The sequence below is a fragment of the Pollutimonas subterranea genome (genome assembly GCF_002849655.1).
GTDB classification, from domain to species: domain Bacteria; phylum Pseudomonadota; class Gammaproteobacteria; order Burkholderiales; family Burkholderiaceae_B; genus Pollutimonas; species Pollutimonas subterranea.
Map to the genome: position 1 here is coordinate 90,122 of NZ_PDNW01000013.1, position 24,327 is coordinate 114,448.

The following is a 24,327-nucleotide window of genomic DNA, read 5'->3' on the forward strand; positions in this document are numbered from 1 at the left end:
GCGCAACAGGGGCCCTTTACCAAAGAGGATGGCGATGTTGTCGTGGGATCGGGCACTTATTTACCACCCCAAGACATGACGTTGCCTGTGCTCGACGAGGCGCTGCTCGATACGCCCACTCACGGCAAGCTATCGCTGCACAGCGGGGCGACGCATCCGCCACGCATACTGTTGTTGTATGGGTCATTGCGTGAGCGGTCGTTCAGTCGCCTCCTTACCGAAGAGGCCGCGCGCATCCTGACACGCTTGGGGGCGGAGACTCGAATTTTCGATCCACATGGCCTGCCGCTGCCTGACAGCGTTACCGCCGACCATCCCAAGGTCGCCGAGCTGCGTGCCTTGTCCACCTGGTCGGAGGGGCAGGTATGGTGCAGTCCCGAACGCCATGGCACATTGACGGGAGTGTTCAAGAGCCAGATCGATTGGCTGCCGCTGGAAATTGGAAGCGTGCGCCCGACGCAAGGCCGCACCCTGGCTGTAATGCAAGTCAGCGGCGGGTCCCAGTCCTTCAATGCGGTCAATGCACTGCGTGTACTGGGCCGTTGGATGAGAATGGTCACCATCCCCAACCAGTCGTCCGTCGCGAAGGCCTTTCAGGAGTTCGATGAGGCGGGGCGAATGAAGCCGTCTCCCTACTATGACCGTGTCGTAGACGTGATGGAAGAGTTGATAAAGTTCACCTTACTGGTCCGGGATCGCAGCGATTACCTGACTGACCGGTACAGCGAGCGCAAAGGCGTCGCGGCAGAGGTGGCACGCCTGGCATCAGCTGCGATGGATCAAGAACGCTGATTCGCCGGCGCTTTTATGCGTCATTTGCCGTGACTCAGCACACCTGGTTGACCGGCTTGGTACCCGTTGCCCACGCTTCCAGGCCTGTGCACAGGATTTCGCCCATCGCAATTCGGGTGTCTAGCGTACTGCTGCCGATGTGCGGTAAACCGAAGACATTGGGCATCGTGCGGTAAGCAGGGTGGATGTTTGGTTCGCCCGCAAATACATCGAGGCCGGCAGCGGCGATAGCTCCACTTTCCAGCGCCTGGATGAGGTCTTCGTCTTGAATGATGTCACCGCGCGATACGTTGCATACGATCGCGTTGGCAGGCAGGCGCCCAAGTATGTCGGCATTGATGATTCCTCGCGTGGAGCGGCTTGCCGGGCACGCAATGCAAAGGAAATCGCTGTGCGCGGCGAGCGTTGCCAGGTCGTCGTGATAGCGGGCACCTGCCTCGATATCGGCCGCTAAGCGACTTCGATTGTGATAATGAATCTGCATGTTGAAGCCGCGAGCCCGTGTGGCGATCGCGCGGCCGATACGGCCCATGCCAAGTATGCCCAGCCGTTTTCCCCAGACGTCATGGCCGATCAGTTGTTGCGGGCTCCAGCCCGTCCAGCGGCCTTCACGAATGAGGGCACTGCCTTCGATAACCCGCCTTGCGGCGCCCAGCATCAGCAGCAATGCCGCATCGGCGCATGATTCGTTAAGCACGTCAGGCGTGCTCAGCACTGAAATGCCTTTCTCGCGCAGGGCGTCAAGGTCCATGTGGTCTGTTCCTACCGAGTAGGTGCAGACCACTTTGACGGAGGAAGGCAGCTGCGCGACGACGTCTTTGTCGACGCGGTCTGTTGCGGTAATGATAATCGCGTCCATGCCCTCGGCGCGCGCGACCAGTTCCGCTGCGGTCAAGATCCGGCCTGTCCCATTGTAAGTTGCACGGAATCGCTGGACGAACAGATCCAGGACTTCCGGTGGAAAACGACAGGCGACATAGACGCGCAAGCTTTTATCCATCATGGAATTAATTTGCCTTGGCTCCGGAGGCTTCGACGATAGGACCCCACTTCTTGTGATCGCGCGCGATGGTCGCTGCGAACTCCGCTGAGGTGCCGCCCAGCGGTTCAGCGCCCTGAGCGTTCATGGCTTTCTTCAACTCGTCGGATGACAGGACTTTATTCATTTCCGTATTGACCTTTTGCACGATATCGTCAGGAGTGCCGGCAGGTGCAAGAAGCCCGTACCAAACCGTGACGTCGAAGTCTTTGTATCCCAGTTCCGCGACTGTCGGTACATCGGGCAATATGGTGCTGCGTTCGCTCGACGTAACAGCCAGGCCCCTGATCGTGCCCGCACGCAGTTGCGCGAAGGCCGACGGGATCGACGTGAACAGGATAGGCACTTGGCCGCCTAGCAGGTCCGCCATGGCCGGAGCGGAACCTTTATAGGGGACATGCTGCAACGTGACTCCGGCTTTCTCCTGGAACAACACGGCCGCGAGGTGCGTAATGGTGCCCGCGCCCGGTGATGCGTAGTCGATGCTATTGGGCTTTGCCTTTGCCGCCTTGGTGACGTCTTCCAGCGTTTTGTATGGAGAATCAGCGCGGGTGACGATGATGACTGACGTGCCAGCTACATTCACAATAGGGGAAAAATCCTTTACCGAGTCGTATGACAGGTTCGGATACAGCCACGGCGCCACGGCCAGGTTATCGACCTGGCCCATGACAAGGCGATAGCCGTCAGGAGTGGCCCGTGCCGCGGTGGCAAGGCCGATGGTGCCGCCGGCGCCTGCCCGATTCTCTGCAATCACATTCCACCCCGTCTGTTCCGACAGTTGGTTGCTGACCAGCCGGGTCATGCTGTCAGTGCCGCCACCCGGGGTGAAGGGGACGATGATGCTGATCGGATTAACGGGATAGGTCTGCGCCATGGTTGGTGTCACGAACGCTAAAGACGCCAAGGCGAGAAGAAGTTTTCGAGTCATTGTTTTTGTCTCCATCTTTCTGTTATGAACTGCTCTCAGGCAGAAGTGCAACGGGTTGTTGAAATAACGCCAATGTCCTGCAAATGCTCGATTTCAGCGGCCTTTAGCCCTATGGACATCAGAACGTCTTGGGTGTCGGCGCCCAGCTCGGGCGCGGGGAGCCGGCACGAACTTTGTGCTTCGGTAAATTTGATTGGAAAACCCAGCATGCGAACGTCGCCGTGTCCAGGGTGGTTGACAGTTATAGTCATTTCCTGGTCCTTGACCTGAGGATCATTGAAGACATCGGGCAGGCCAAGCACCGGCCCGCAAGGCACGCCGAATTCGTTCAGGCGCTGTATCCAGTACTCGCTCGAGTGCTCACGCGTGCGCGTCTCGATAATCTCCTTGATCTCTTGCCGGCGCTCCATGCGTAGCGCATTGGTGTTGAACTCGGGCCGCTCGCGGATATGCGACAGGCCGGCCGCGTCAAGCAGCTTGTGATAAACGCCGTCATTGCTGGGCGCAATGGCTACCTGGCCGTCGCTGGTCTGGAACAGGCCATAAGGCGCAGCGATGCCATGGTCGTTGCCGCTGCGAGGCGGCACGACGCCACTGGCCAGGAAGTTGGACGCGTGAAAGCTCAGCATGCTTACCATGCTGCTGAGCAGGCTGACGTTGACGGAGTCGCCGCGTCCGGTCTGCTTGCACCGCAAAAGGGCGGCCGTAATGCCTAGCGCTCCATGCAAGCCGGCAATCAGATCGCTGATGGGCGGACCTGCTCGTAAAGGCGGGTCGTCTTCAGCACCATTCAAGCTCATGAAGCCGCTCATTGCTTGTGCCACGAAATCGAAAGCCGGTCGGTCGCGATAAGGTCCGGTGTCGCCGAAGCCGTTGATGCTGCAATGGATAATGTCTGGACGGAGTTCCTTGAGGCGTTCCGGTCCAAAGCCCATTTTTTCCATGACACCGGGTCGGTAGTTCTCGACCACGACATCGCAGGCGGAGATCAGGCGGGCCAGCAGGGCTTTGCCTTCCGGGCTGTATAGGTCTATTCCCAGGGATTTCTTGTTGCGGTTGTAATTGGCGAAATACCAGCTGATTCCGTCGCGAATGACGCCTTGTTCGCGGACGGGATCGCCCGATTCAGGCGACTCGATTTTCAACACCTCGGCGCCAAGATCGGCAAGCAAGGCTGTGCAATAAGGACCCGAGATAATGCGGGTCAGGTCGAGGATGCGGATTCCAGAAAGTGGCATGGCTTCAACCCATTGCGCAGGCGGCGTCTTCGTAGCCGTGCAGGCGTAGTCGCGGCCCGGCTTTCATCACCTGCCCCGGCAGGCTGCGGCCCAGGATGGATTCCATACGGCTTGCCACGTCAATGAGCTTCCCGAGGTCGATACCAGTCTGTATGCCCATTTCGTTGAGCAAATAGACAAGGTCTTCCGTGCAGATGTTGCCGCTGGCGCCAGGCGCGAAGGGGCAGCCGCCAAGTCCGCCCAATGACGATTCGTAGCTGTCGATACCTGCGTTGAGGCCGGCTACGACGTTGACCAGTCCAATGCCACGGGTATTGTGGAAATGCAGCGTGAGCTTCATTTCCGGGAAGGCATCGCGCAGTGCCAGGACCGTGCGTGTGACCAGCCTGGGTGTCGCCATGCCGGTTGTGTCGCCCAGGGTGAGCGCCCGGAAGCCGAGTGCGTGGAAATTGCCCGCAATTCGCATGAGCGTATCGAGGTCGATGTCGCCCTCGAAAGGACAGCCGAACGCGCAGGCAATGGCACCTTTCTTTATGATGTCCACGTCCTTGACACGTTGTGCGATGGCGGAGATATCTTCCAATGACCGGTCAATCGAGCGATTCAGGTTTTTCTCGTTGTGGCTCTCGCTGCATGACAAAAACACGACGATTTCATCAGCCTTGGCGGCGATGGCGCGCTCTACGCCTTTCAAGTTGGGCGCGAGCACGGCGAACCGCGAACCCGCCGGACGATGGGCGCCGGCCAGAACCTCAGCGGCGTCCGCCAGTTGCGGCACTGCCCGTGGAGAAACGAAAGAAGTGGCCTCAATATGCCGCACTCCAGCAGCCATCAGGCCGTTGATCAACTCCACTTTGGTGCCGGTATCGATGAATTGGTACTCCATCTGCAGTCCGTCACGCATGCCGACTTCAATTACCTCGACGCTGGCTGGTATGTTCATTTCCTTCTCCATGGTGCTGGAATCGCAAGCCTGTTACCGCTGTGCGCGTATGGCTTGTATCGTATCGAGCTGGATGTATCGCAACAACCCGCATTTATTCATGGAGACATCGCGTTTCGCGATGATTCATTTCTGAATCAAATGATCAAGAAGACTTTGCGCAGCGGCTGACAGGGTTTCGCCCGGCCGCACGCAGAGCTTTAGGCGTCGGGAGGCCCAGGCATCGTTGAGCGGCACGATCCGTATTCCGCTACAAGCATACAGGGTGGTGGCCTTGACGGGCATAATGCCAATGCCCAGCCCGGCGTCCACCATCGAAATCAGCGCGTCATAGGACGTTACCTGGAATGCCAGCTTCAGTGTCCGGTCTGCCGCAATGGCTTCGCGCGCCAACAGGATGTTGGCAGCACTGCCGCGATGCATGCCGACATGGTCGTATGCCAGGGTGTCGATGAAATGAACCGACTTTCTCGACGCAAGGGGGTGGTCGCACGGAGTGACCAACACCATGCGATCCTCGTGATAGGGAAACGTAGTGAGGCCATATTGATCATCCGCCTGGCTATAAATACCGATGTCCGCGGTGTTTTCGGCCACGGCGCGCATGACTTCAGTACTTACCATTTCATTCAAATCCACCGTCACGCCGGGATGTTGATTAAGAAATAGGCGCAATGCCTGGGGCAAAAATTGAGCAATCGATGAAAGATTGGCGGCGAGACGGACGCGGCCGAATGTGCCTTGGGCATGCCCGTTCAGCTCGCTGGACAAATCATCGGCATGATGCAACAGATTGCGCGCCCCGCGAACCAGGGTATGGGCCGCCTTCGTCGCCTCGACGCCTCGCGGGCGCCTGATGAACAGATCCATGCCCAGCATCCGCTCCAGTTCCGACAAGCGCTTGCTCAACGCCGACGCCGCAATATGCTCGCGCTTCGCGGCGGCTGCAATACTGCCTTCTTCAACGACAGCAATAAACAGCTGGAGGGTATACAGGTCAAACCGATAGGGCATGCAAAGTCTCGGAAGGAATGCCGCGGCAGGCGAGCCCCAAGGTTATACAACGTAGTGTATCCAGGCGCCAACTATCCGGCATCGGGCATAGTCGTACTCTGGCTTATTTGCTGACCGCCTTCCATTTGCCGTCAACCTTACAGAAAACGGCCTCGGTCGCGTTGTGCATGGCTTGATGTCGATTCTCGACGCGAGCCTTGCGGCAATGGCTTCGACCTTGTGGGTCTTTTGACGGTGTGATGCTCCCGCTGTTGCCGGCACTGCGATTTTCCCATGTGACAGGAGTGCCATCCGTTCCATTGTCAAGTGCCTGGTTCAGGGTCTTGAGCAATAGATCGGTGTCGGCTTTCTTGAATTTTGTGATCGGAGATTCGTGGAGAAAGCGAAGATCGGACTGTGCTTGTGCCGATGTTGCAGCGCAACCGAGCAGAACCATGGTCAGGAATAGCTTCATATTCATCTTTCTCTCCCGTGCAACGCTAGTTTCATGTCCATTATTTCCCTTTGCGAAGGCAACGTCAACGCCGACGTAGCACGCCGGACCCTTTATTGATCTGTCACTCAACCGGTTCGATCTCACCCGGCTTCCAGGTCTTGTCAAAACAAGCCTCCAGTGGGCCATAGAGTCGCAAGAGTGTTCCATCCCTTGCCGGGTAAGCTGTGCGCAATTGTCGGGCGTGTCGGTGTCGTGTGTTATGGCCGGACTCTTCTTGAAATAAGAAATAACCACACGCAGCAACGATCTGAGCCAGAATCCGAGCAAATCTGCCGGTTTTATTTGATTTTTAGTTTTTGAAATCTAGATGCAGAGTCGGGCCAGTAGCTTTGCGTATGACATGCTTTTTTCTTCTTGAAAGTGGAATGAGGGCTTGATCAATGATTGACAGCAAATCGTATGGTGAGTCCGCTAGGCCCGATACGGACACGGGATTGATGGGTGATAGCAGCGACATGGTGTTTATCAAAGGCGGATCTTATCTAATGGGATCTGATTTGCACTACATCGAGGAAGCTCCAGCACATCAAGTAACTGTAGGCGATTTTTGGATAGGTCGTACATTGGTCACCAATCGCCAGTTCATGGCTTTTGTCCAAGAGACCGGATATACCACTGTCGCAGAACAGTCTCCAAATCCTGCTGACTACCCAGGTGCTTTACCCCACATGTTGCGGCCTGGTTCATTGGTCTTCGCCCCTCCTTTGTGCATAGATGGGCTGGAGAATGCTTCTCAGTGGTGGCGCTATGAATTCGGTGCAGACTGGCAGCATCCCAGAGGACCCATGAGCTCGATCAAGGATCAGTTGGACCATCCTGTTGTACACGTCGCATATGCGGATGCCATGGCGTACGCCCTCTGGGTCGGCAAGGATCTGCCTACCGAGGCTGAATGGGAGTTTGCCGCCCGAGGAGGGCTTGAAGGAGCAGACTTCGCCTGGGGCGATGCTCTGATGCCTGGCAAGCAGCATATGGCCAATATCTGGCAGGGATGCTTTCCGCTGGAGAACCGTTTGGAGGATGGCTACTATCGCACATCACCAGTTGATGCGTTTCCCGAAAACGGCTATGGCCTTTTTGACATGATAGGCAACGTGTGGGAATGGACAAGCGATTACTGGACCCGACACCATCCGGAACCAGCCAAAAAATCGTGCTGTATTCCGAGCAATCCACGAGCAATGGATGTACAGGCGAGCTATGACCCATCGGAGCCCACAATCAGAATCGCGAGACGTGTACTGAAGGGTGGTTCGCATTTATGCGCTCCCAATTATTGCCGGCGCTATCGGCCGGCGGCCCGCCACCCCGAGCCGGAAGATACGTCGACCAGCCATGTTGGTTTCCGTTGTGTGAACAGGTCGGGGACACTAGCATGAACACAGACCGCTACATACACTCTTGAGTAAAGGATTATCAAATGAAGATGAATCGTTATTCTCTCTTGCTCGCAGCTTTTGTATTGGCAGCACGACCTGGTAACGCTGACGTATGCCCAAGCTATTGCCATGGAACTTAATAAAGTCAAGGGCACAGGAATACGCGAGCGTGACGAATCGACGCGGACCATGCGTACCGATACGGGACAGAAGCCCGGAGGCGCCATCGAGAAAACGGTTCGCATGATTGCCGATGTGGTCGCCGTCAATCGTTCCGCCCCTACCGTTACCTTGCAAGGTGCCCAACACACTGTCGAGCTATTGGTTAAAGATCCTGCTCAACTTAAAGAAATCGAGGTTGGCAATCGGGTCGAAGCCGTGTACGTCGAAGCAGTTGCCTTGCAGGTGACAGGATCAGGTAAGTAAACCCAAACAGCATCACACCGACTGGTTGATGCGATCGAAGCGGCCAGCGTTGAAGTCATTGATCGCTTCGACGATTTCGGCTTGCGTGTTCATCACGAACGGGCCATGCCCCACGATGGGTTCATCGATCGGTTCGCCCGTCAACACCAGAAGGGTGGCCTCGTTATTGGCTTCCAGGTAGAGGCGGTCGCCTTCACGTTCCAGGAGCGCCATCTGGGCGTCGCGTACGACCTCGCCGTTAACCAGCACCGTGCCGTGCAGTACCACGACGGCCGTGGTGTGGCCTTCGGGTAGCGTCAATCGCGCTTCCTTGCCTTGGCCCAATCGCATATCCCAGACATTCATGGGAGTGAAGGTCTGGGCCGGCCCCTGATGGCCGTCATAATTGCCGGCAATCACACGCACGCTGCCAGCGCCGTCAGGCAATGCAACGGATGGAATTTGTTGGGCGACGATGCTTTGATAATGCGGCGCGCTCATCTTGTCTTTCGCCGGCAGGTTGACCCATAGCTGCACCATCTCGAACTGTCCGCCCGATTGCGTGAACGCCGGCGAATGAAACTCCTCGTGCAGGAGCCCGGAGGCTGCCGTCATCCACTGTACGTCCCCGGGGCCAATGGTGCCGCCGCTGCCGGTCGAGTCCTGATGCGTCACCTCGCCCTTGTACACAATGGTCACAGTTTCAAAACCCCGGTGTGGATGTGAGCCTACGCCGCGCTTTTCAGTCGGCGAGCTGGCGGGCTTGAATTCCGTTGGTCCCGCGTAGTCGAGCAGCAGGAAGGGGCTCGCGTGTTGGCCCAGCGTGTCGTACGAGAACAGCGAACGCACAGGAAAGCCGTTGCCGACCCAATGCTGGCGTGGGTTGCTGTAGATGCCAAGAACTTTCTTCATGACTTGCTCCTTGAAGGATTTGCAGTAAGAACTGCCATGGAGAGAAGATAACTTATGAACGATAAGTCTGGTAGTCGGATTGCGGCATCCCAGTTGCTGGGCCAAGAAGTGGCCTCGCGTAGCGTGGGCACTGGTAACCACACTCTTTTATACTGGAGATCAACATGTCCCATGAAAAGTTTCAATCATGCATCGACGCTTGCTATGCCTGCGCCACCGAGTGCGACCACTGTGCTGCTTCATGCCTGCAGGAACAGGACGTTAAAAGCATGGCGCGCTGCATCAGGCTGGACATGGACTGCGCGCAAATTTGCCGTCTTGCCGCCAGCTATATGGCTAGAGGAAGCGAGTTTGCCCAGGCGCTCTGCCGCCTGTGCGCAGATGTATGCCAAGCGTGCGCGGATGAATGCGGCAAGCACCATATGGAGCACTGTCAACGCTGTGCCGAGGCCTGCCGCAAGTGCGCCGAAGCGTGCAGGCGGATGGCCCAGGCGGCCTGACTGCGAGTGCGTGGGGCTCTACTCCACGCTGATCTTATTGTCCGACACGATCTTGCGAAACAGCGCCGTTTCTTGTGCGTAGAAGGCATCAGCCTGTTCCACGTTCAGTGGTTTCGCCACGCCGGAACCGCTGCCTTCGATACCGGCTTTGACTTTGGGGTCGGCCAAGACTTTGGCAAGTGCGGCTTGCAGTCGGGCGACTTCGGCATCGGGGGTGTCGGCCTTGACAAGCAAGCCGGCCCAGGTCGGATAGAGGAAATTTTTCAGTCGCGGGTCGACTTCAGCCAGTGTCGGGATGCTGGGCGCCAAGGGGTTGCGTTCGGCTTGCGCCACACCCAGAGGTTTCAGCTTCCCGTCCATGATCAGGCCAAGCACGTTCCCGGCCAGGGGAAGGAAGGAGATATCCACTTGCCCGCCCATCAGGTCCTGGACCAGCGGTGCAGCGCCGCGGTATGGAACGTGGAACATATCGGTGCCCGTTTCCGACGCGAGGACGGTGCCTGTAACGTGGTAGAGCGATCCAATCCCGACGCTGCCGTAGCTGATCGGTTTGGCGGACGAGGCTTTGGCGTTGTCGAGCAGTTCTGTGATCGTGGCGGCTTCAAGGCTGCTGCGGCCGACCAGTACTTGGCTGGTCGTGGTCACCGGCCCGACGAGACGAAAGTCTTCCGCCTTGTAGCTCAGCGCCTTGTTGACCGCTGGAGCGAGAATGACTTCGTTGGGCGAGCCCAGCAGCAGCGTATGTCCGTCGGCGGGACGTTGCAGCAGGCGATTGCTGCCAACAGCGCCGCCGGCGCCGCTCAGATTCTCGACGATAATGTTCTGACCCAGGGCTTCGGCCAAGGCGGGGGCCACCGTTCTGGCGATGAAGTCGGAGCCCCCTCCGGCCGGGTAGGGCACCACGATGCTGGTTTGTGTGGAAGATTGTGCGACAGCGGGCTGAGTGAAGGAAAACAGGGCGCTGCCGGCGATGCCGAAAGCGAGTAGCGGCTTGATCATGAGGTCTCCGTTGGTCTATTTATAGAGTGGGGGTTATCGAGCTATGGGGTCAGGCGACAGGCGATGCTCGACCAGGGCTGTCCAAAAGCTGGCCGCGGGGGCCAGGCACTCGTCGTTGAAGTCGTACCCCGGGTTGTGCACCATGCAATGCGTCAGGCCGGTTGCAGCGTCGTGAGCACCAATGTGGCCATTGCCGATCAGCAGATAACAGCCGGGGCATTCTTGCAGCATGTAGGCAAAATCTTCGCTGCCCATAAGAGGGTCGATGTCGGTGACGACCTTGTCGTCGCCGAATAGCTGCCGGGCCACTGCCACGGCGCTTTGCGTTTCGGCCGCTGTGTTGACCAGGACAGGGTAGCCGCGCTGGTAATCGACTACTGCCGTTGCGCCGAAACTTTCGGCTTGCAGTGTGCAGATACGGGTGATGAGCGCTTCCAGCTGTTCGCGCACCGGGGCCGAAAAGGTGCGCACGCTTAATTCCATGTATGCGCTGTCCGGGATGACGTTGTAGGTAGCGCCTGCATGCAGTTTTCCGACGCTGATGACTACGCTTTGCAGAGGGTCGATAGTACGCGAAACGATGGTTTGCAGCGCCATGAGCGCGCTGGCGGCCGCAATGGTGGGGTCGATGGCTTGATGCGGAACCGCGCCGTGGCCGCCCTTGCCGCGGAATGTGACGATGACCCGGTCGGCCGACGCCATCATGACCTCGTCCTTGAACATGAACTGACCGACAGGCCAGCCCGGCATGTTGTGCATGGCGAACACCGCATCGCAGGGAAATCGCTGGAACAGGCCTTCCTCCAGCATCCGGCGTGCGCCGCCACCCCCACCGAGTTCTTCGGCGGGTTGGAAAATAAGATGAACCGTGCCGTCGAAGGAGCGGCGCCGGGCGATGGCGTCGGCCGCTGCCAGCAAGATGGCCGTATGGCCGTCGTGGCCGCAAGCGTGCATGGTGTTGGGTGTGCTGCTGGCCCAGGCGAGGTCGGTGGTTTCCTGGATGGGAAGGGCGTCCATGTCGGCGCGTAATCCTATGCTGCGCGTCGATGTGCCATGGCGCAACGTGCCGACGAGTCCCGTACCGGCAATGTTTTCAGTCACGGTGTACCCAAGCGCTTTCAGGCGTGCCGCCACAAGCCCTGCAGTGCGATGTTCTTCGAAGCCCAATTCCGGATGGCGGTGGATGTCGCGCCTAAGCGCGATATAGTCATCCCAGTCGTTGGGGGGCAGTGTTTTAGTGTCCATTGCTCAATTATTGATGAGTGCCCGCAGTTCGCTATACTGACAAATTGTTTTCGATGACAACCTCCAGTTATCACGCCAAGAAATGAAACAACATCACCTGAAGGCACTCCTGGCGGCCGCCCAGACTGGGACCATACGTGCGGCAGCGCGTCAACTTAACCTGTCCCAAGCGGCGCTGACGAAATCCTTGAAGGAGCTCGAAGGCGAAGTTGGGGCAGAGCTGTTAATCAGAAGTTATCGCGGCGTGCAATTGACGGCCGCCGGCAAGATTTTGCACGACCGGGCCAAGGTCGCGCGACAGCAACTCGATATCGCCCAGTCGGAAATTCACGCATTGACCGGTCAGGGACAGATAAAGTTGTCGGTGGGTGTGACACCGATGGTAGTCCTGTCCGTGCTGCCCGATGTCTGGGCCCATTTTCGACGTTTGAGGCCGCTGGTAGCGCTGAACCTTCGCGAAGGCTTGCCGTCTATCGTTGCACCGGCCCTGGTGGAAGGTGAAATGGATTTCGCCGTCATCATGGCCGAACCCGCCCTGGTTCCCGAGGCGCTCAGCTTCGAGCCGCTGGTGCGCACGGCTTTTTACGTGGTGGGCCGCAAAGGCCACCCCATGGCCGGTACCGGGGACGTCCAATCGCTCATGGACTATGAGTGGATTCTAAGTATGCACGCGGGCAGTTATAGCGAGCGCGTGGTGAATTGGATGATCAGCCGCGGGCTGGCACCGCCTCGCCGCATCCTGGACACCAATTCCACTCTGATCAATTGGCAACTGGTATCCAGCACCGATATGCTCACGGTATTGCCTGCCGTGTTCTTCGAGGATCCGTCGATAGGGGCGCAGACAGCAGGGCTGGTCCGCTTCGACGTCGACCTGCCCGATGCGGTACTGGGCATCTTGCGTCTGAAGCACGCGCCACCGTCGACGGCGGCGGCTACCCTGGCCGACCTGTTCAGGCATTATTTGCGGCAGCAGCAATCAGGCGGCGGGGCCGCCTTGGGCGACATCAAGCCGCTTTGACGCGCGAACAGCCCAACTGGCGTGAACGCATGCCTAATGGCAAACTGCCCGCGCGCGGTCTTTATCGTTGTTACGAGAAACTCAACTTTTTTATTTTGCTGGAGCAGGTTTCATGAAATTATGGTTAGCAGCGGCGGCCTTGACTGCCGCATCATCCTTTGCACTGGCTGCCGGTACCGCCATCACCGTCTGCCAGGATCCCAATTGCGGCTGCTGCTCCGGCTGGGTCGAGCACATGCGAGAGTCCGGCTTTGACGTTACGGCCATCAAGACCGTCGACATGGCGTCAGTCAAGCAAAAACTCGGGGTGCCCGCGCATCTTGGTTCGTGTCATACGGGCGTGGTGGAGGCGACCGGCCAAGTCATAGAAGGGCACGTGCCGGCCAGCGCCGTCAACAAGCTGCTTGCAGACTCTTCAGTGAAAGGAGTTTCGGCGCCTGGCATGCCGCTGAATGCGCCAGGCATGGGCGAGCTGGACGGCAATCTGGTTACCGTCGACTTTACCGGTAAACCGTTTTCCAGGGACTAGCACGGCTGAAAAAAATGGCTCGTGTGTGAATGACGCAGGCAAGGTCGTCGACGTTCAGAAAAACGCCAGCCACACGCCTGCGATGACAACCAGGATTACCGTAGCCCATCCGATACGATCTACATAGCGGTGGAGCAGGGCCTCCATGCGGGGGCCGCCACGGGCCAGCAAGCCCGCGACCATAAAGAAACGCATTCCACGGCCAATAAGGGAAGCGAGGACAAATGTCGGCATTGCCATTGCCATGGCTCCTCCCGCAATGGTGAACACCTTGTACGGAATTGGCGAGAAGCCCGCCACGAATATGGCCCAGAAACCATAGTCCTTGAACCATGCGACTGCCGTCTCGTAAGCCGGCCAATAGCTGGTGGTCTGTAGCCACGGCTGGATGGCATCGATGGCGTAGTACCCAATCAAGTATCCCAAGACTCCGCCGAGCGCCGAAGCAAGCGTGGTGATGAAAGCGAACCACCAAGCTCGTTTCGGATTAGCCATGCACATGGGCGCAAGCATGACGTCGGGCGGAACGGGAAAGAATACCGATTCGCAGAAGCTCAGCGCCCCAAGGAAGATCGGGGCCTTTGGGTGGCGCGACCAAGCCATTGCGCGAGCGTAAAGCGGGGAAAATATTTTCATGTGGGGGTAGTGGTTCGCTGCGGTGCGTGCAGGGCGTCTATGGTAGCAGAAGCGTCCTTGACATAATGAATTCCATGGCTACCTGCTCAGAAATATCTGCATACGAAATCGTCCTTAGCGGAAACGATGTTATAGGTGAATAATAGTGCACGATACGGCGCGAAGCCGTTACCTGCAACGACAATGGCTTTGCAGGAACGAGCCTGCAACTCACCTATTTGGCGTACGCCATGAGTTAACAATAAGCGGCGATTTTTCAGCCAGCTATTCGATGGATAGGATAACTATCAGGAAATCGATCATGGGAATTGCGCGCTTAATTGTCTCGGTTTCGGTCGCCATGCTGCTCGTTGCTTGTGCGAGTAGGCCAATCAATGTGCCTATTACGCAGGTCGATCCACAAAGCGGCTACCGTCCCTATCTTCTACTACCAGAGCGTAAGAATAACGACCTGACTACGTTAATGATACTGTCATTCTCGGGTGGCGGAACCCGGGCCGCTGCATTCTCTTACGGTATGCTGGAAGAACTGCGGCGAACCGAGATCGTTGTCCAAGGTGAGCATCGCCGGCTGATTGATGAAGTTGACATCATCACGGGCGTATCGGGCGGAAGCTTCACGGCGCTGGCTTACGCGTTATATGGCGAGCGGTTATTTTCAGAGTACGAGACGCGTTTTCTTAAGCGTGATGTCGAGGGCGCGCTCATTGCCCGTATGATCAATCCGTTTAATTGGTGGAAATTCATCGGAGGTAGCGCCGGGCGCTCGGAGCTTGCCGCTGAATACTACGATGAGATCCTGTTCGAAGGCGCGACATTCGCCGACTTGCTTGATAAGCCCGGCCCGGTTGCCCTGGCAACAGGCACCGATCTGTCAAGCGGATCACGCCTGATCTTCTTTCAGAATGATTTCGATCTGCTCTGCTCTGATCTGAACAAAGTCCGCCTCTCGCGTGCCGCGGCAACGTCGTCTGCCGTCCCTGTCGTGCTATCTCCTGTCACGTTCAATAACTATGGTGGAACGTGCAATTTCCAGTACCCCTTATGGGTCAAGGAGGTTTCCGATCCTGAAACGCGGGCGCGTCCTTCAGGTCGCGCCTACCAACGTTATCGCGAAATGCAAAACTTTCAGAACAGTAAAGATCGTCCCTATATTCATTTGGTCGATGGCGGCGTTTCCGACAATATCGGAGTGCGCGCTGCGCTGGAGTTTCTCGAGGAGTTGGAGGCCAGTTCAGCCTACGCGGAGCAGCTCCGCTTTGGCGATATTCGACGGATCGTTTTAATGGTCGTCGACTCTAAATCGGCGCCACACACCGACTGGGATAAAAGGGAAACCCCACCCGGTTTTGTTACCCAACTTTTGCAGTCCACGAGTGTACCGATCGAAAAATACTCTTTTGAGACGGTCGAGATCATGAAAGACATGGCCGAAGTGATGCTATGGAAGCGCCAACTGAAAGTGGCGCAAGCCCGGCTTGCGGGTTCGAGTGAGTCGCAAGCTGAAGCCAGTGTGCCGACCCTCAGTCTTAAGGTAATTGCGGTGAGTTTCGACGAGATTGACGATCCTGTGGAGCGTGCCTATTTCATGGAGCTGCCGACAAGCTTCGTGCTTGAACCGGAAGAGATCGACAAGTTGCGCAATGTGGCGGGCCAGATTCTAAGAGAGTCCAACGACTATGCGGATGTAGTGCGATCTTTTAATGTAATTCCCCAATAGAGGTGTGAAAATTGCGCTGGAATGCCGAGACCGCGCAACCGATAGCATCTCGCTAAAGCGAAAAGGCACCTTCAGATCATGACCGCCATGCGCTCGTGGAACGGACTGAAAGGGTGGAAAGGCTCAGTGCCGGTGGACATCCTTGCGCTCATTCTGCGCACCCGGCTCCTGCTGATTGCTGCGCTTTGCCTTAGCGGTTGCGTACAACTCGGGCCCGACTTCGAGCCTCAGCGCGAAGCATGGGCCGGGCAATGGAACACGCCGGCGCTCCAACAAGCCACCCAAGCGCGCCTGCAACCGGATTCCCGACAGTGGTGGCAGGTGTTTGATGATGCGGTCCTGGATTATCTGATGGCCCAGGCCGATGCGCACAATGCGGGCCTGCGGATTGCGGGCTTGCAGATCATGGAGGCCCGCGCGCAGCTCGGCATCGCCAGGAGTGGTCGCTACCCGCAAACGCAGCTTGTTGGCGCAGATGCCTTCTACCAACACCGATCATCGCGCTCGGCGGAAGGAAACGCTCGCCCGAGTAACTTCTGGCAGTACAGCGCCGGCTTCGATATCGGCTGGGAGCTGGATTTCTGGGGACGTTTCAGCCGCGCCATTGAGTCGGCGGATGCGTCGTATTTCGCGGCCCAGGCCAACCGGAACGATGTGCTGGTGCTGCTGCACGCACAAGTGGCCGAGAGCTACTTTTCGCTGCGCACCATCGAGGCGCGCCTGCGCATAGCCCGCGCCAACGCGTCAATCCAGAAACGCAGCTACGAGATCACGGAGCGGCTATTCAAGAGCGGCGAGACCGACGAGCTCGACCTTCAACAGGCGAAGACGCAATACCTGAGCACGCTGGGCACCATCCCCGGGTTTGAAAGCCAGATCATGCGGACGCGAAATGCGTTGGCTGTCCTGATTGGCCGGCCTCCCGGGCCTATGCCGGAATTGCCGGCACTGTCGGCCAAGGCGGAGAGCCTTCCCTTGATCGACCGGGCGGTCCTGCAGGATGTGCCCGCCAACCTGCTGCTTCGTCGTCCCGATATCCGCGCCTCGGAATTGCGGATCGCGGCGCAGTCCGCGCTGGTCGGCGTGGCCGAGGCAGATCTCTATCCATCGCTGGCCTTGCTGGGCAGCATTGCGTGGTCCGCCACGTCGTTGGCGGGCACGGGTGGCAGCATGGCGCTGCTCGCCGGCCCCACCCTGAGCTGGAATGTGTTCGACCATGGCCGTCTGAAGAATAATGTGCGAGTCCAGGACGCCCGGCTTCAGCAACTGATCGTCGCCTACCAGGACGATGTGCGCCAGGCGGCGCGTGAAGCCGACGATGCGGCCAGCAGCCTGATCAAGGCGCTGGAGCGCGACAGCATCCTGCGTGACTCGGCGCAGGCCGCCGGACGGTCATTGACGCTGGCCAACGCGCTTTATCGCGAGGGTTATTCTGACTTCCAGCGCGTGCTCGAGGCCCAGCGCGCCCTGGCCACCCAGCAGGACGCCTACGTGGTGAACCGTGGCGCCGCCGTAAGCGAGCTGATTGCTTTGTACAAGGCCCTGGGCGGCGGCTGGCAAAGCGAACAGCCGCTGCTGGACCCGCCCACCCTCGACCAGATGCGGCGGCGCACCGACTGGGGCGATCTGTTGTCCGAGTCGAACCATTCTTCCGCCGCCTTCCCTGTGGAAAAGGTGCGATCCAATGAGTGAAACCCCGCGTCCCCCCGCCGCGCCTCCGCCGCCCGAGCAACCCGCACCGACGCCCGCACCGGCACCTGCCGCCGACCCAGCAAAGAAGGGGCTCAGGTGGGTCTTGCTGCTGATAATACTGAGCCTTGTCTGGTATCTGCTGGCTGACCGGTTCACGCCCTATACCCAGCAGGCGCGGGTGCAAGCCTTTGTCGTGCCCGTAGCCTCGGAGGTGTCGGGCCGCGTGACCAAGGTGCACGTGCGTAACAATCAGGACGTTCGGGCCGGCGCCATCCTGTTCGACGTTGACCCCGAGCATTACCGGATCGCGCTCGATCGCGCCCGCGCGGACCTGGAGGCGACACGCCGGCAGATCGGCGCCAGCACGGCCGGCATCGATTCGGCGCAGGCATCATTGCGTGCCGCGCAAGCCAATGAAGTCAGGGCGCGCCAGGACAGCAGCCGGCTCGAGCGCCTGTACCGCGAAGACCGGGGCACGATTTCGCTACGTCGGCTGGAGGTCGCGCGGGCAAACCTGGCGCAGGCCGTCAGCCAGGTCGCGGCCGCGCGGGCGGAGGTGCAGCGGGCGCGCGAGCAGGAAGGGGGCAACGAGCAAGACAACGCCAAGCTCCGCAGCGCCGCCTCCGCCGTGCAAAAGGCCGAGCTCGACCTGGCCAATACGCAGGTGCGCGCGCGCTCGGCCGGCCTGATCACCGACTTGCGCACCGATGCAGGCCAGTTCGCCGCCGCCGGCAACCCGGTCATGACGCTGATCGCCATCCACGATGTCTGGATCAGCGCCGAGATGACCGAGAACAATCTTGGCCATGTCGAACCCGGCACTGCGGTGGCAATCGTCCTGGATGCGCTACCGGGAAGAGTCTTTGAGGGCCGCGTGCGCAGCGTGGGATATGGCGTCAATGTCGGGCCGGCAGCGCCGCCCGGCAGCCTGCCGACGGTACAAAACAGCCGCGATTGGCTGCGCCCCGCCCAGCGTTTTCCAGTCGTTGTCGAAATCAACCCGGGAGAATTGCCTACCTTGCGCGGCGTTCGCGTGGGCGGCCAGGCAGAAGTCATGGCATTTCCAACCCCGGGCAATCCGCTCAATTTGCTGGGTCGCTTGTACCTGCGCCTGATGAGTTGGCTTTCTTATGCCTACTGACGCTTATGCCTGCTGATTCCGATCCCCGTAGCCAGCGCGCGTTGCGCTTGGCCGTCGGCACCGCGCTCTGCCTGGCCATCGGTTTCGGCCTGGACCTGCCGATCCCCATGGTCGCACCGGTGCTCGGCGTGTTCCTGCTTGCCTCGATGAACCGGCCCCTATCCTTCAAGGCCGGACTGGGCCTGACGCTGGTCGTGTTGTTCACTACGGCAAGCGGCCTGGTGCTAAGCCCTTTGCTGCGCTACTACCCAGTCAGCGGTGTACTGCTGATCGGCGTGGGCCTCTTTCTCGCCTTTCGTTACGGTGTGCGCGGTGGCAACAATCTGGTGTCCATGTTCCTGGTCATCGGCCTGACCATGATTTCCGCGGCCGGGACAATCGATTTCAGACTGGCCGCCACGGTGATAGAAGCCCTGGTCAAGGGATTGCTGGTCGCCGTCCTGGTGCTGGGTCTCTGCCACTGGCTGCTTCCAGAGCCGTCGGAGGCGCCGGCACCGCCACCGCCCGTGGCCTTGCCTGAGCCCGAGGCCAGCCGGATGGCGTTGCGCGCCGCACTAGTCGTGCTGCCGGCGTTTCTGCTGGCGCTGACCGACCCACTGGGCTACATGCCCATCATTCTGAAGTCGGTCAGCCTGGGCCGGCAGAGCTGCGTCACCGCGGCGCACGGTGCCGCACGCGAGCTGCTCGGCTCCACGCTGCTGGGCGGCGCGCTTGCGATTATCTTCTGGTGCGCCCTGAGCCTGTTCGTGAGCCTTTGGATGTTCTTCCTGTGGATGCTACTGTTCGGCCTGCTGGCCGCTCGCAAGCTCTATCGATTAAGTCCGACGCGGCATCCGCCCAGCTTCTGGCTGAACACGCTGGTGACGCTTGTCATCCTGCTTGGCCAATCGGTGCAGGACAGCGTTGCTGGCAAGGATGTCTACACCGCCTTCGCGGTGCGCATGGGATTATTCATTGCCGTCACGCTTTATGCCTGCCTGATGCTGCACCTGCTCGAGCCGCGACCCTGGGCGCCGCGCAAACACGGATTTTTCCGCCGCCATTCGTTTGGATCACTCAAGAGGAGCTAGCCATGTCAACACTAGACAATCAAGCAGAACTCGTCCCCGCAAAGGGATGGCGCTTCAAATGCGGGATCGGGATTTTCATCTTGGCGCTTTTGCTGTGGTGTCTCATTCCGATCGCGGCCAGCTTGGATGTGCCCGGTTCACGCATTGCGGCCCTCAGCGCCACCGTGTTCATCGCCAACAAGATTCTGTTGATCGGCTGTATCGCCGTCATGGGCAAGGAAGGATTTCAGCAGCTCAAGGCAATCCTGTTTGGCCACGCGAAGCGGCTGGCGCCCGTCTCGAAGGTCGGCCCAGTGCGCCACACCGTCGGATTGGTGATGTTCGTCCTGCCGCTGCTAACGTCGATTCTGGAGCCTTACGTCGACCACATCCTGCCGGGCTTCAGGCCCAACCTGTGGCAACTTCAGGTCCTGGGCGACATCATGTTTATCGCGAGCTTCTTTGTGCTGGGCGGCGACTTTTGGAACAAACTGAGAGGGCTATTCGTTCGCACCGTCTAGGGAGGTTATAAGCTGTAGTGTTGCCTGAGCTTCGCGATCGATAGTTGAACTGGCGCTGGTCGTGGTGCCGGAGACTGTCGGTGAAACTCACAAGCCGGCCATTTATTAAGTAGATAGTACGAGAGCTGGCGATGTGATATTGGCGTTTTATTGCCCAGGATTTCTTTGAATTCCAGGTGCCCGGCGTGCACTGCTTATTGTGTTTTTGCCTGGCTGATTTGCTAACTTGAAGAGGTGGCAAAGTGAATGTCCAGATAGCATCCATAGTATTGAGTGGAATAATCCTTGTTCCAGTTGTCCAAGCCCAGCAGTTCGTCTATCCCGCAAAAGGACAGTCTTCGGAGCAGCAGAAAACCGATGAGTCGAAGTGCTATTCATGGGCCGTCGATCAAACAGGTTTTGATCCAGCCAAGTCCTCCCCCCAAGCAGCGTCACAGTCGCCACGGACAGCCACAGGGGTCACTCCTGGTGCAGGCATTCGTGGTGCAGCCAGAGGCGCCGTTGTTGTAGAAGTGATTGGTGGCGAGGCCGGTGCGGGAGCTGCGGCAGGAGCGGTTGCAGCACGCGGCGAAAACCGCCGCAGGAATGCTGCCGAGAACAATCAAAACGCAGCGGCCGCATCCAGTCAGCAGCAAGCGTTCGCAAAAGCCAAAAGTGCATGCCTCGAAGGGCGCGGCTACACCGTAAAGTAATCTCGGGTTGCGGTTATCAGGTATTGGGCCACACTTCCTCCAAAGCCATTAGCGCAGCGGCGACGGGTGGGTCATTCATGCGTTCGCGCAAGCATACGAAGCTCAGGGAGCAACTTAAACTCACCATGTCGGCAATGGCGAGCCCGTGCGCCTGGGCTTCGCGCAGGGCGATATGGTCGCGTACCAAGCTCAGGCCAACTCCCGATTTGACCAGATCTATCATTGAGGCTTCCTGATCAACCAGGGCCACGTAGTTCACATCCAGCCCGGTCAATGATTGCGGGCCAAACACCAGCGCAAGCAGCCGATGGTGCGCCGACGCTGGTGGCGTTGCGAGCCAGGGCAGTGCGGCCAACTGGTGCCAGTCTTTGTCGCGAACCTGAGATTCCCAGCCGGTGGGCGCCAGGACCTTGTAGGCAAACTGATTCAGAGTCTTGCACAGTATGGTGTCGGGAAGCGCCTGGACGCTGTCGGGAATACTTAGGTAGAAGCCGGCATCGAGCTCTGCGTCCATGACCCGTTGCAGCACTTCGCCGCTCATGCCATGGGCGAGAACGATCTCCAGATATTGGTTGCGGCTTAGTAGTCCTTTTAATAATACGCCCAGGCGAATGAACTCGGGATCCAGAATAGTCCCGATCCGCAGGCGTCCACGAATTTCCTTGCTGAGTTGGTGCGCGGCAATCTTGAAGCTGGATTGGGACTGCAGGACTTTTTCTGCAAGAGGCAGCAAGGCAGAGCCGTCGGGCGTGAGTTCCATGCCTTGGGCTGTACGCATCAGCAGACGCAAGCCAGTCTGTTCTTGCAGCTTCTTTATATGCAGGCCAACGGCGGGCTGGGTGATGTGCAGTTTCTGCGCGGCTCGAGTCAGACTGCCTTCGCGAGCCACCGTAACAAAAACTGTCAAAGTCTGGATATTCATAAAGCATTATTAGTTATTCTAATAATTGATGCAAGAAATACTCGGTGGCTTTCTCCTGGCGCGATTGCTACAGTAGCCTGAATTAGAAGGAGGAGAACATGTCCGACGTGGAATTTGATTATGTCATCGTAGGGGCTGGGACGGCGGGCTGCCTGCTCGCCAATAGACTCAGCGCAAACTCGTCCAACCGCGTGCTATTGATTGAAGCTGGTGGTAAAGATAACTACCACTGGATACACATACCGGTTGGCTACCTGTATTGCATCGGCAACGCGCGGACCGATTGGCTATATAGCACCGAGCCGGATCAGGGACTCAACGGCCGTGTACTGCGCTATCCCCGGGGTAAGGCGTTGGGCGGCTGCTCAAGCATCAACGGGATGATATACATGCGTGGCCAGGCCCGCGATTACGATCATTGGGCGGCTCTGTCTGGCGATGACGCCTGGTCCTGGAAAAGCTGCTTGCACGACTTTCAGGCGCATGAAAGCCATTATCGGCTGGATGGTGTAGGACCTGGCGCGGCTGGTAATGACCAGTTTGCCAAGTTTCACGCCGCGGGCGGCGAGTGGCGTGTGGAAAAGCAGCGCTTGCGCTGGGACATCCTTGAAGCATTTTCGAAAGCGGCGCAACAAGCGGGTATACCTGCAACCGACGACTTCAATCAAGGGGATAACGAGGGTGTGGGTTATTTTGAAGTGAATCAGAAGAATGGTTGGCGTTGGAATGCAGCCAAGGCTTTCCTACGGCCTGTATGCATGTCGCGGCCTAATTTCACCCTATGGACGTTGTCCCAGACCGATCGCTTGCAACTGGAGCGCTTGCCCGATGGTCGGCTCAAGTGTGTCGGTCTTACTGTGCGCCGTGGCGGACAGGTGGTCGCTGTCAAAGCGAGGAAAGAAGTTGTATTGAGCGCAGGAAGTATTGGTACGCCCCAGTTGTTGCAATTATCGGGCATTGGTCCTGGCGAGCTTTTGCAGCGGCATGGGATTGAGGTGCTTGCCGACCGGCCTGGAGTAGGTGCGAATCTGCAAGACCATCTACAGATTCGCACCGTGTTCAAGGTGCACGGAGTCAAGACATTGAATGTCATGGCGGCCAGCCTGTGGGGAAAAGCCATGATCGGGTTGGAGTACGCCGTCAAGCGTAGCGGACCCATGAGCATGGCGCCCTCCCAATTGGGCGCGTTTACCCGCAGTGATTCTTCACAGGCCTTTGCAAATATCGAATACCATGTTCAACCTTTAAGCTTGGAAGCCTTCGGCGAACCATTGCACGGCTTCAATGCCTTCACCGCCAGCGTTTGTAATCTCAATCCGGGTAGCCGGGGCACGGTGCAAATTAAAAGTCCGCGCGCAGAAGATGCGCCAGCCATTGCACCCAATTACCTAAGCACAGAAGAAGATCGCAAGGTAGCAGCGGATTCCCTGCGGATTACTCGCCGTATCGTTGCCCAGCCGGCCATGTCGGCGTATTTGCCCGAAGAATATAAACCGGGAGTCCAGTTCCAGTCCGACGAAGAGCTGGCCCGGCTGGCGGGTGATATTGCCACGACGATTTTTCATCCCGTGGGTACGGCAAAGATGGGGAGGCCGAATGATCGGGAAGCAGTGGTCGACGCCCATTTGAAGGTGATTGGTGTAGAGGGGCTGCGGGTCGTCGATGCCAGCATCATGCCTACCATTACCAGCGGCAATACCAACAGCCCGACGCTCATGATTGCTGAAAAGGCTGCACGTTGGATATTGGCTGGCGTTTGATTGCAGGTGGTTAGCAGGCGGGGCGCGTATCTTCGTTGTCTAGCCGCCTGACTGCTTTACTTGTAAAAGAGGTGATCGCAGAATGATCTGCGTGGTCACCGACAGGTGCCGCTCCAGTTCTTGCAGGGCTGCAGGCGTATCGCGGCGCAACACCGCATCCATAATGCGCCTGTGCTCTTCGCGAACGTCACGATTGTCGGTATCCAGCGGGACGGATAGTCGGCGGTAGCGTTCGCTCTGCTCGTAGAGCAGCTTACGCAAGCGGTGCAGCCAGGCGCTGGGGCATGCGCTGACCAGTGCCTCGTGGAATTCTCCATGAGCCTGGTTCCAATTATCGGTCACTCGGGCTACAGGATCCGATGGGCTGTGTTGCAGGCGCTCCATACGGTGTGCGGCGCCCACTATTCTGGTTTCCCATTCCACATCGCCCTGTGATATGGCTTTGCTCAGGCACAGGGATTCGATTTGAATCCGGGTTTCGGTCAGATCGATTAAATCTTCCGCGCTAATAGTGCTGACGCGATACCCACGGTGTGCTTCAGCATCAACCATGCCTTCCGCGCTGAGGCGTGATAGGGCCTCGCGTATGGCGCCCAGGCTAACCTGAAGCCTATCTTCCAGCGACTTGATGTTCAGTTTTGCGCCCGGAGACAGGCGGCCATCGAGAATCTCCGTGCGTATCAGATGGCGAGCGGTCTCGGCTTGGGTCAATTTAGGTGTCGTGCTCATAGAATCTATATTTTATACGGGT

The 24,327-nt window shown here is 58.3% G+C and carries 25 protein-coding genes; 13 read left to right on the plus strand and 12 right to left on the minus strand.

Annotated features, from left to right (window positions below):
* The first annotated feature begins 75 nt into the window (after nt 1-75).
* Complete coding sequence (gene arsH / locus CR159_RS21910; protein ID WP_233208345.1) at nt 76-792, plus strand: arsenical resistance protein ArsH; 717 nt, start codon at nt 76-78, stop codon at nt 790-792.
* Nucleotides 793-826: 34 nt separating this feature from the next.
* Here arsH and CR159_RS15090 read toward each other — a convergent pair whose 3' ends face one another.
* From CR159_RS15090 to CR159_RS15115, 6 genes are all read right to left on the minus strand, one after another.
* Nucleotides 827-1,795, minus strand: coding sequence for a 2-hydroxyacid dehydrogenase (locus CR159_RS15090; protein ID WP_102074787.1), 969 nt, complete (start codon nt 1,793-1,795; stop codon nt 827-829).
* Between the two features lie 4 nt (nt 1,796-1,799).
* Nucleotides 1,800-2,762, minus strand: coding sequence for a Bug family tripartite tricarboxylate transporter substrate binding protein (locus CR159_RS15095; protein WP_102074788.1), 963 nt, complete (start codon nt 2,760-2,762; stop codon nt 1,800-1,802).
* Between the two features lie 35 nt (nt 2,763-2,797).
* Nucleotides 2,798-4,000, minus strand: coding sequence for a CaiB/BaiF CoA transferase family protein (locus tag CR159_RS15100; protein WP_102074789.1), 1,203 nt, complete (start codon nt 3,998-4,000; stop codon nt 2,798-2,800).
* A gap of 4 nt (nt 4,001-4,004) precedes the next feature.
* Nucleotides 4,005-4,943, minus strand: a complete 939-nt coding sequence (locus CR159_RS15105) for a hydroxymethylglutaryl-CoA lyase (RefSeq protein ID WP_102074790.1) — start codon at nt 4,941-4,943, stop codon at nt 4,005-4,007.
* A gap of 126 nt (nt 4,944-5,069) precedes the next feature.
* On the minus strand, nt 5,070-5,957 hold the full coding sequence (locus CR159_RS15110) for a LysR family transcriptional regulator (protein ID WP_102074791.1): 888 nt from the start codon (nt 5,955-5,957) through the stop codon (nt 5,070-5,072).
* Between the two features lie 103 nt (nt 5,958-6,060).
* A complete protein-coding gene (locus CR159_RS15115) occupies nt 6,061-6,417 on the minus strand; it encodes a hypothetical protein (RefSeq protein ID WP_233208339.1) in 357 nt (118 codons plus the stop codon).
* 416 nt (nt 6,418-6,833) lie between these two features.
* On the opposite strand from CR159_RS15115, the gene CR159_RS15120 reads away from it, so the two are divergent.
* The gene (locus CR159_RS15120) at nt 6,834-7,832 is read left to right on the plus strand and encodes a formylglycine-generating enzyme family protein (RefSeq protein ID WP_102074792.1); all 999 of its coding nucleotides are present in this window, start codon (nt 6,834-6,836) and stop codon (nt 7,830-7,832) included.
* Nucleotides 7,833-7,961: 129 nt separating this feature from the next.
* A complete protein-coding gene (locus CR159_RS15125; RefSeq protein WP_143705470.1) occupies nt 7,962-8,258 on the plus strand; it encodes a hypothetical protein in 297 nt (98 codons plus the stop codon).
* A 12-nt stretch (nt 8,259-8,270) separates the two neighbouring features.
* Here the strand turns inward: CR159_RS15125 and CR159_RS15130 are convergent, their stop codons facing one another.
* Nucleotides 8,271-9,149 carry a pirin family protein gene (locus CR159_RS15130; RefSeq protein ID WP_102074794.1) on the minus strand — a complete coding sequence of 293 codons (879 nt, stop codon included), beginning with the start codon at nt 9,147-9,149 and terminating at the stop codon, nt 8,271-8,273.
* Between the two features lie 164 nt (nt 9,150-9,313).
* Here CR159_RS15130 and CR159_RS15135 point away from each other — a divergent pair, with 164 nt between their 5' ends.
* Nucleotides 9,314-9,649, plus strand: coding sequence for a four-helix bundle copper-binding protein (locus CR159_RS15135; RefSeq protein WP_102074795.1), 336 nt, complete (start codon nt 9,314-9,316; stop codon nt 9,647-9,649).
* An 18-nt stretch (nt 9,650-9,667) separates the two neighbouring features.
* Here the strand turns inward: CR159_RS15135 and CR159_RS15140 are convergent, their stop codons facing one another.
* Complete coding sequence (locus CR159_RS15140; protein WP_102074796.1) at nt 9,668-10,648, minus strand: tripartite tricarboxylate transporter substrate binding protein; 981 nt, start codon at nt 10,646-10,648, stop codon at nt 9,668-9,670.
* Between the two features lie 33 nt (nt 10,649-10,681).
* Complete coding sequence (locus tag CR159_RS15145) at nt 10,682-11,893, minus strand: M20 aminoacylase family protein (protein ID WP_102074797.1); 1,212 nt, start codon at nt 11,891-11,893, stop codon at nt 10,682-10,684.
* Between the two features lie 82 nt (nt 11,894-11,975).
* Between CR159_RS15145 and CR159_RS15150 the strand changes: the two genes are divergently transcribed.
* A complete protein-coding gene (locus CR159_RS15150) occupies nt 11,976-12,914 on the plus strand; it encodes a LysR substrate-binding domain-containing protein (RefSeq protein WP_102074798.1) in 939 nt (312 codons plus the stop codon).
* Nucleotides 12,915-13,026: 112 nt separating this feature from the next.
* Nucleotides 13,027-13,443 (plus strand): DUF411 domain-containing protein, encoded by a 417-nt coding sequence (locus CR159_RS15155; RefSeq protein ID WP_102074799.1) that lies wholly within the window; start codon nt 13,027-13,029, stop codon nt 13,441-13,443.
* A 54-nt stretch (nt 13,444-13,497) separates the two neighbouring features.
* Here CR159_RS15155 and CR159_RS15160 read toward each other — a convergent pair whose 3' ends face one another.
* Nucleotides 13,498-14,079 carry a YqaA family protein gene (locus tag CR159_RS15160; protein ID WP_102074800.1) on the minus strand — a complete coding sequence of 194 codons (582 nt, stop codon included), beginning with the start codon at nt 14,077-14,079 and terminating at the stop codon, nt 13,498-13,500.
* Nucleotides 14,080-14,380: 301 nt separating this feature from the next.
* Here CR159_RS15160 and CR159_RS15165 point away from each other — a divergent pair, with 301 nt between their 5' ends.
* The 6 genes from CR159_RS15165 to CR159_RS15190 all read left to right on the plus strand — a co-directional run bounded on the left by CR159_RS15165 (nt 14,381) and on the right by CR159_RS15190 (nt 20,894).
* Complete coding sequence (locus CR159_RS15165; RefSeq protein WP_102074801.1) at nt 14,381-15,799, plus strand: patatin-like phospholipase family protein; 1,419 nt, start codon at nt 14,381-14,383, stop codon at nt 15,797-15,799.
* An 87-nt stretch (nt 15,800-15,886) separates the two neighbouring features.
* The gene (locus CR159_RS15170) at nt 15,887-17,491 is read left to right on the plus strand and encodes an efflux transporter outer membrane subunit (RefSeq protein ID WP_102074826.1); all 1,605 of its coding nucleotides are present in this window, start codon (nt 15,887-15,889) and stop codon (nt 17,489-17,491) included.
* Complete coding sequence (locus tag CR159_RS15175; protein ID WP_102074802.1) at nt 17,484-18,632, plus strand: HlyD family secretion protein; 1,149 nt, start codon at nt 17,484-17,486, stop codon at nt 18,630-18,632. Before CR159_RS15170 ends, CR159_RS15175 begins: the two co-directional genes overlap by 8 nt.
* 5 nt (nt 18,633-18,637) lie before the next feature.
* Entirely contained in the window at nt 18,638-19,702 is a 1,065-nt protein-coding gene (locus CR159_RS15180; RefSeq protein ID WP_102074803.1) for a DUF2955 domain-containing protein, read from the plus strand.
* Nucleotides 19,703-19,704: 2 nt separating this feature from the next.
* A complete protein-coding gene (locus CR159_RS15185; RefSeq protein WP_102074804.1) occupies nt 19,705-20,202 on the plus strand; it encodes a transporter suffix domain-containing protein in 498 nt (165 codons plus the stop codon).
* Between the two features lie 242 nt (nt 20,203-20,444).
* The gene (locus tag CR159_RS15190; protein WP_233208340.1) at nt 20,445-20,894 is read left to right on the plus strand and encodes a hypothetical protein; all 450 of its coding nucleotides are present in this window, start codon (nt 20,445-20,447) and stop codon (nt 20,892-20,894) included.
* Between the two features lie 16 nt (nt 20,895-20,910).
* On the opposite strand, the gene CR159_RS15195 is transcribed toward CR159_RS15190, so the two are convergent.
* A complete protein-coding gene (locus CR159_RS15195) occupies nt 20,911-21,816 on the minus strand; it encodes a LysR family transcriptional regulator (RefSeq protein WP_102074805.1) in 906 nt (301 codons plus the stop codon).
* Nucleotides 21,817-21,914: 98 nt separating this feature from the next.
* Here CR159_RS15195 and CR159_RS15200 point away from each other — a divergent pair, with 98 nt between their 5' ends.
* The gene (locus tag CR159_RS15200) at nt 21,915-23,576 is read left to right on the plus strand and encodes a GMC family oxidoreductase (RefSeq protein WP_102074806.1); all 1,662 of its coding nucleotides are present in this window, start codon (nt 21,915-21,917) and stop codon (nt 23,574-23,576) included.
* Between the two features lie 39 nt (nt 23,577-23,615).
* Here CR159_RS15200 and CR159_RS15205 read toward each other — a convergent pair whose 3' ends face one another.
* Complete coding sequence (locus CR159_RS15205) at nt 23,616-24,305, minus strand: GntR family transcriptional regulator (RefSeq protein WP_102074807.1); 690 nt, start codon at nt 24,303-24,305, stop codon at nt 23,616-23,618.
* Nucleotides 24,306-24,327 lie beyond the last annotated feature (22 nt).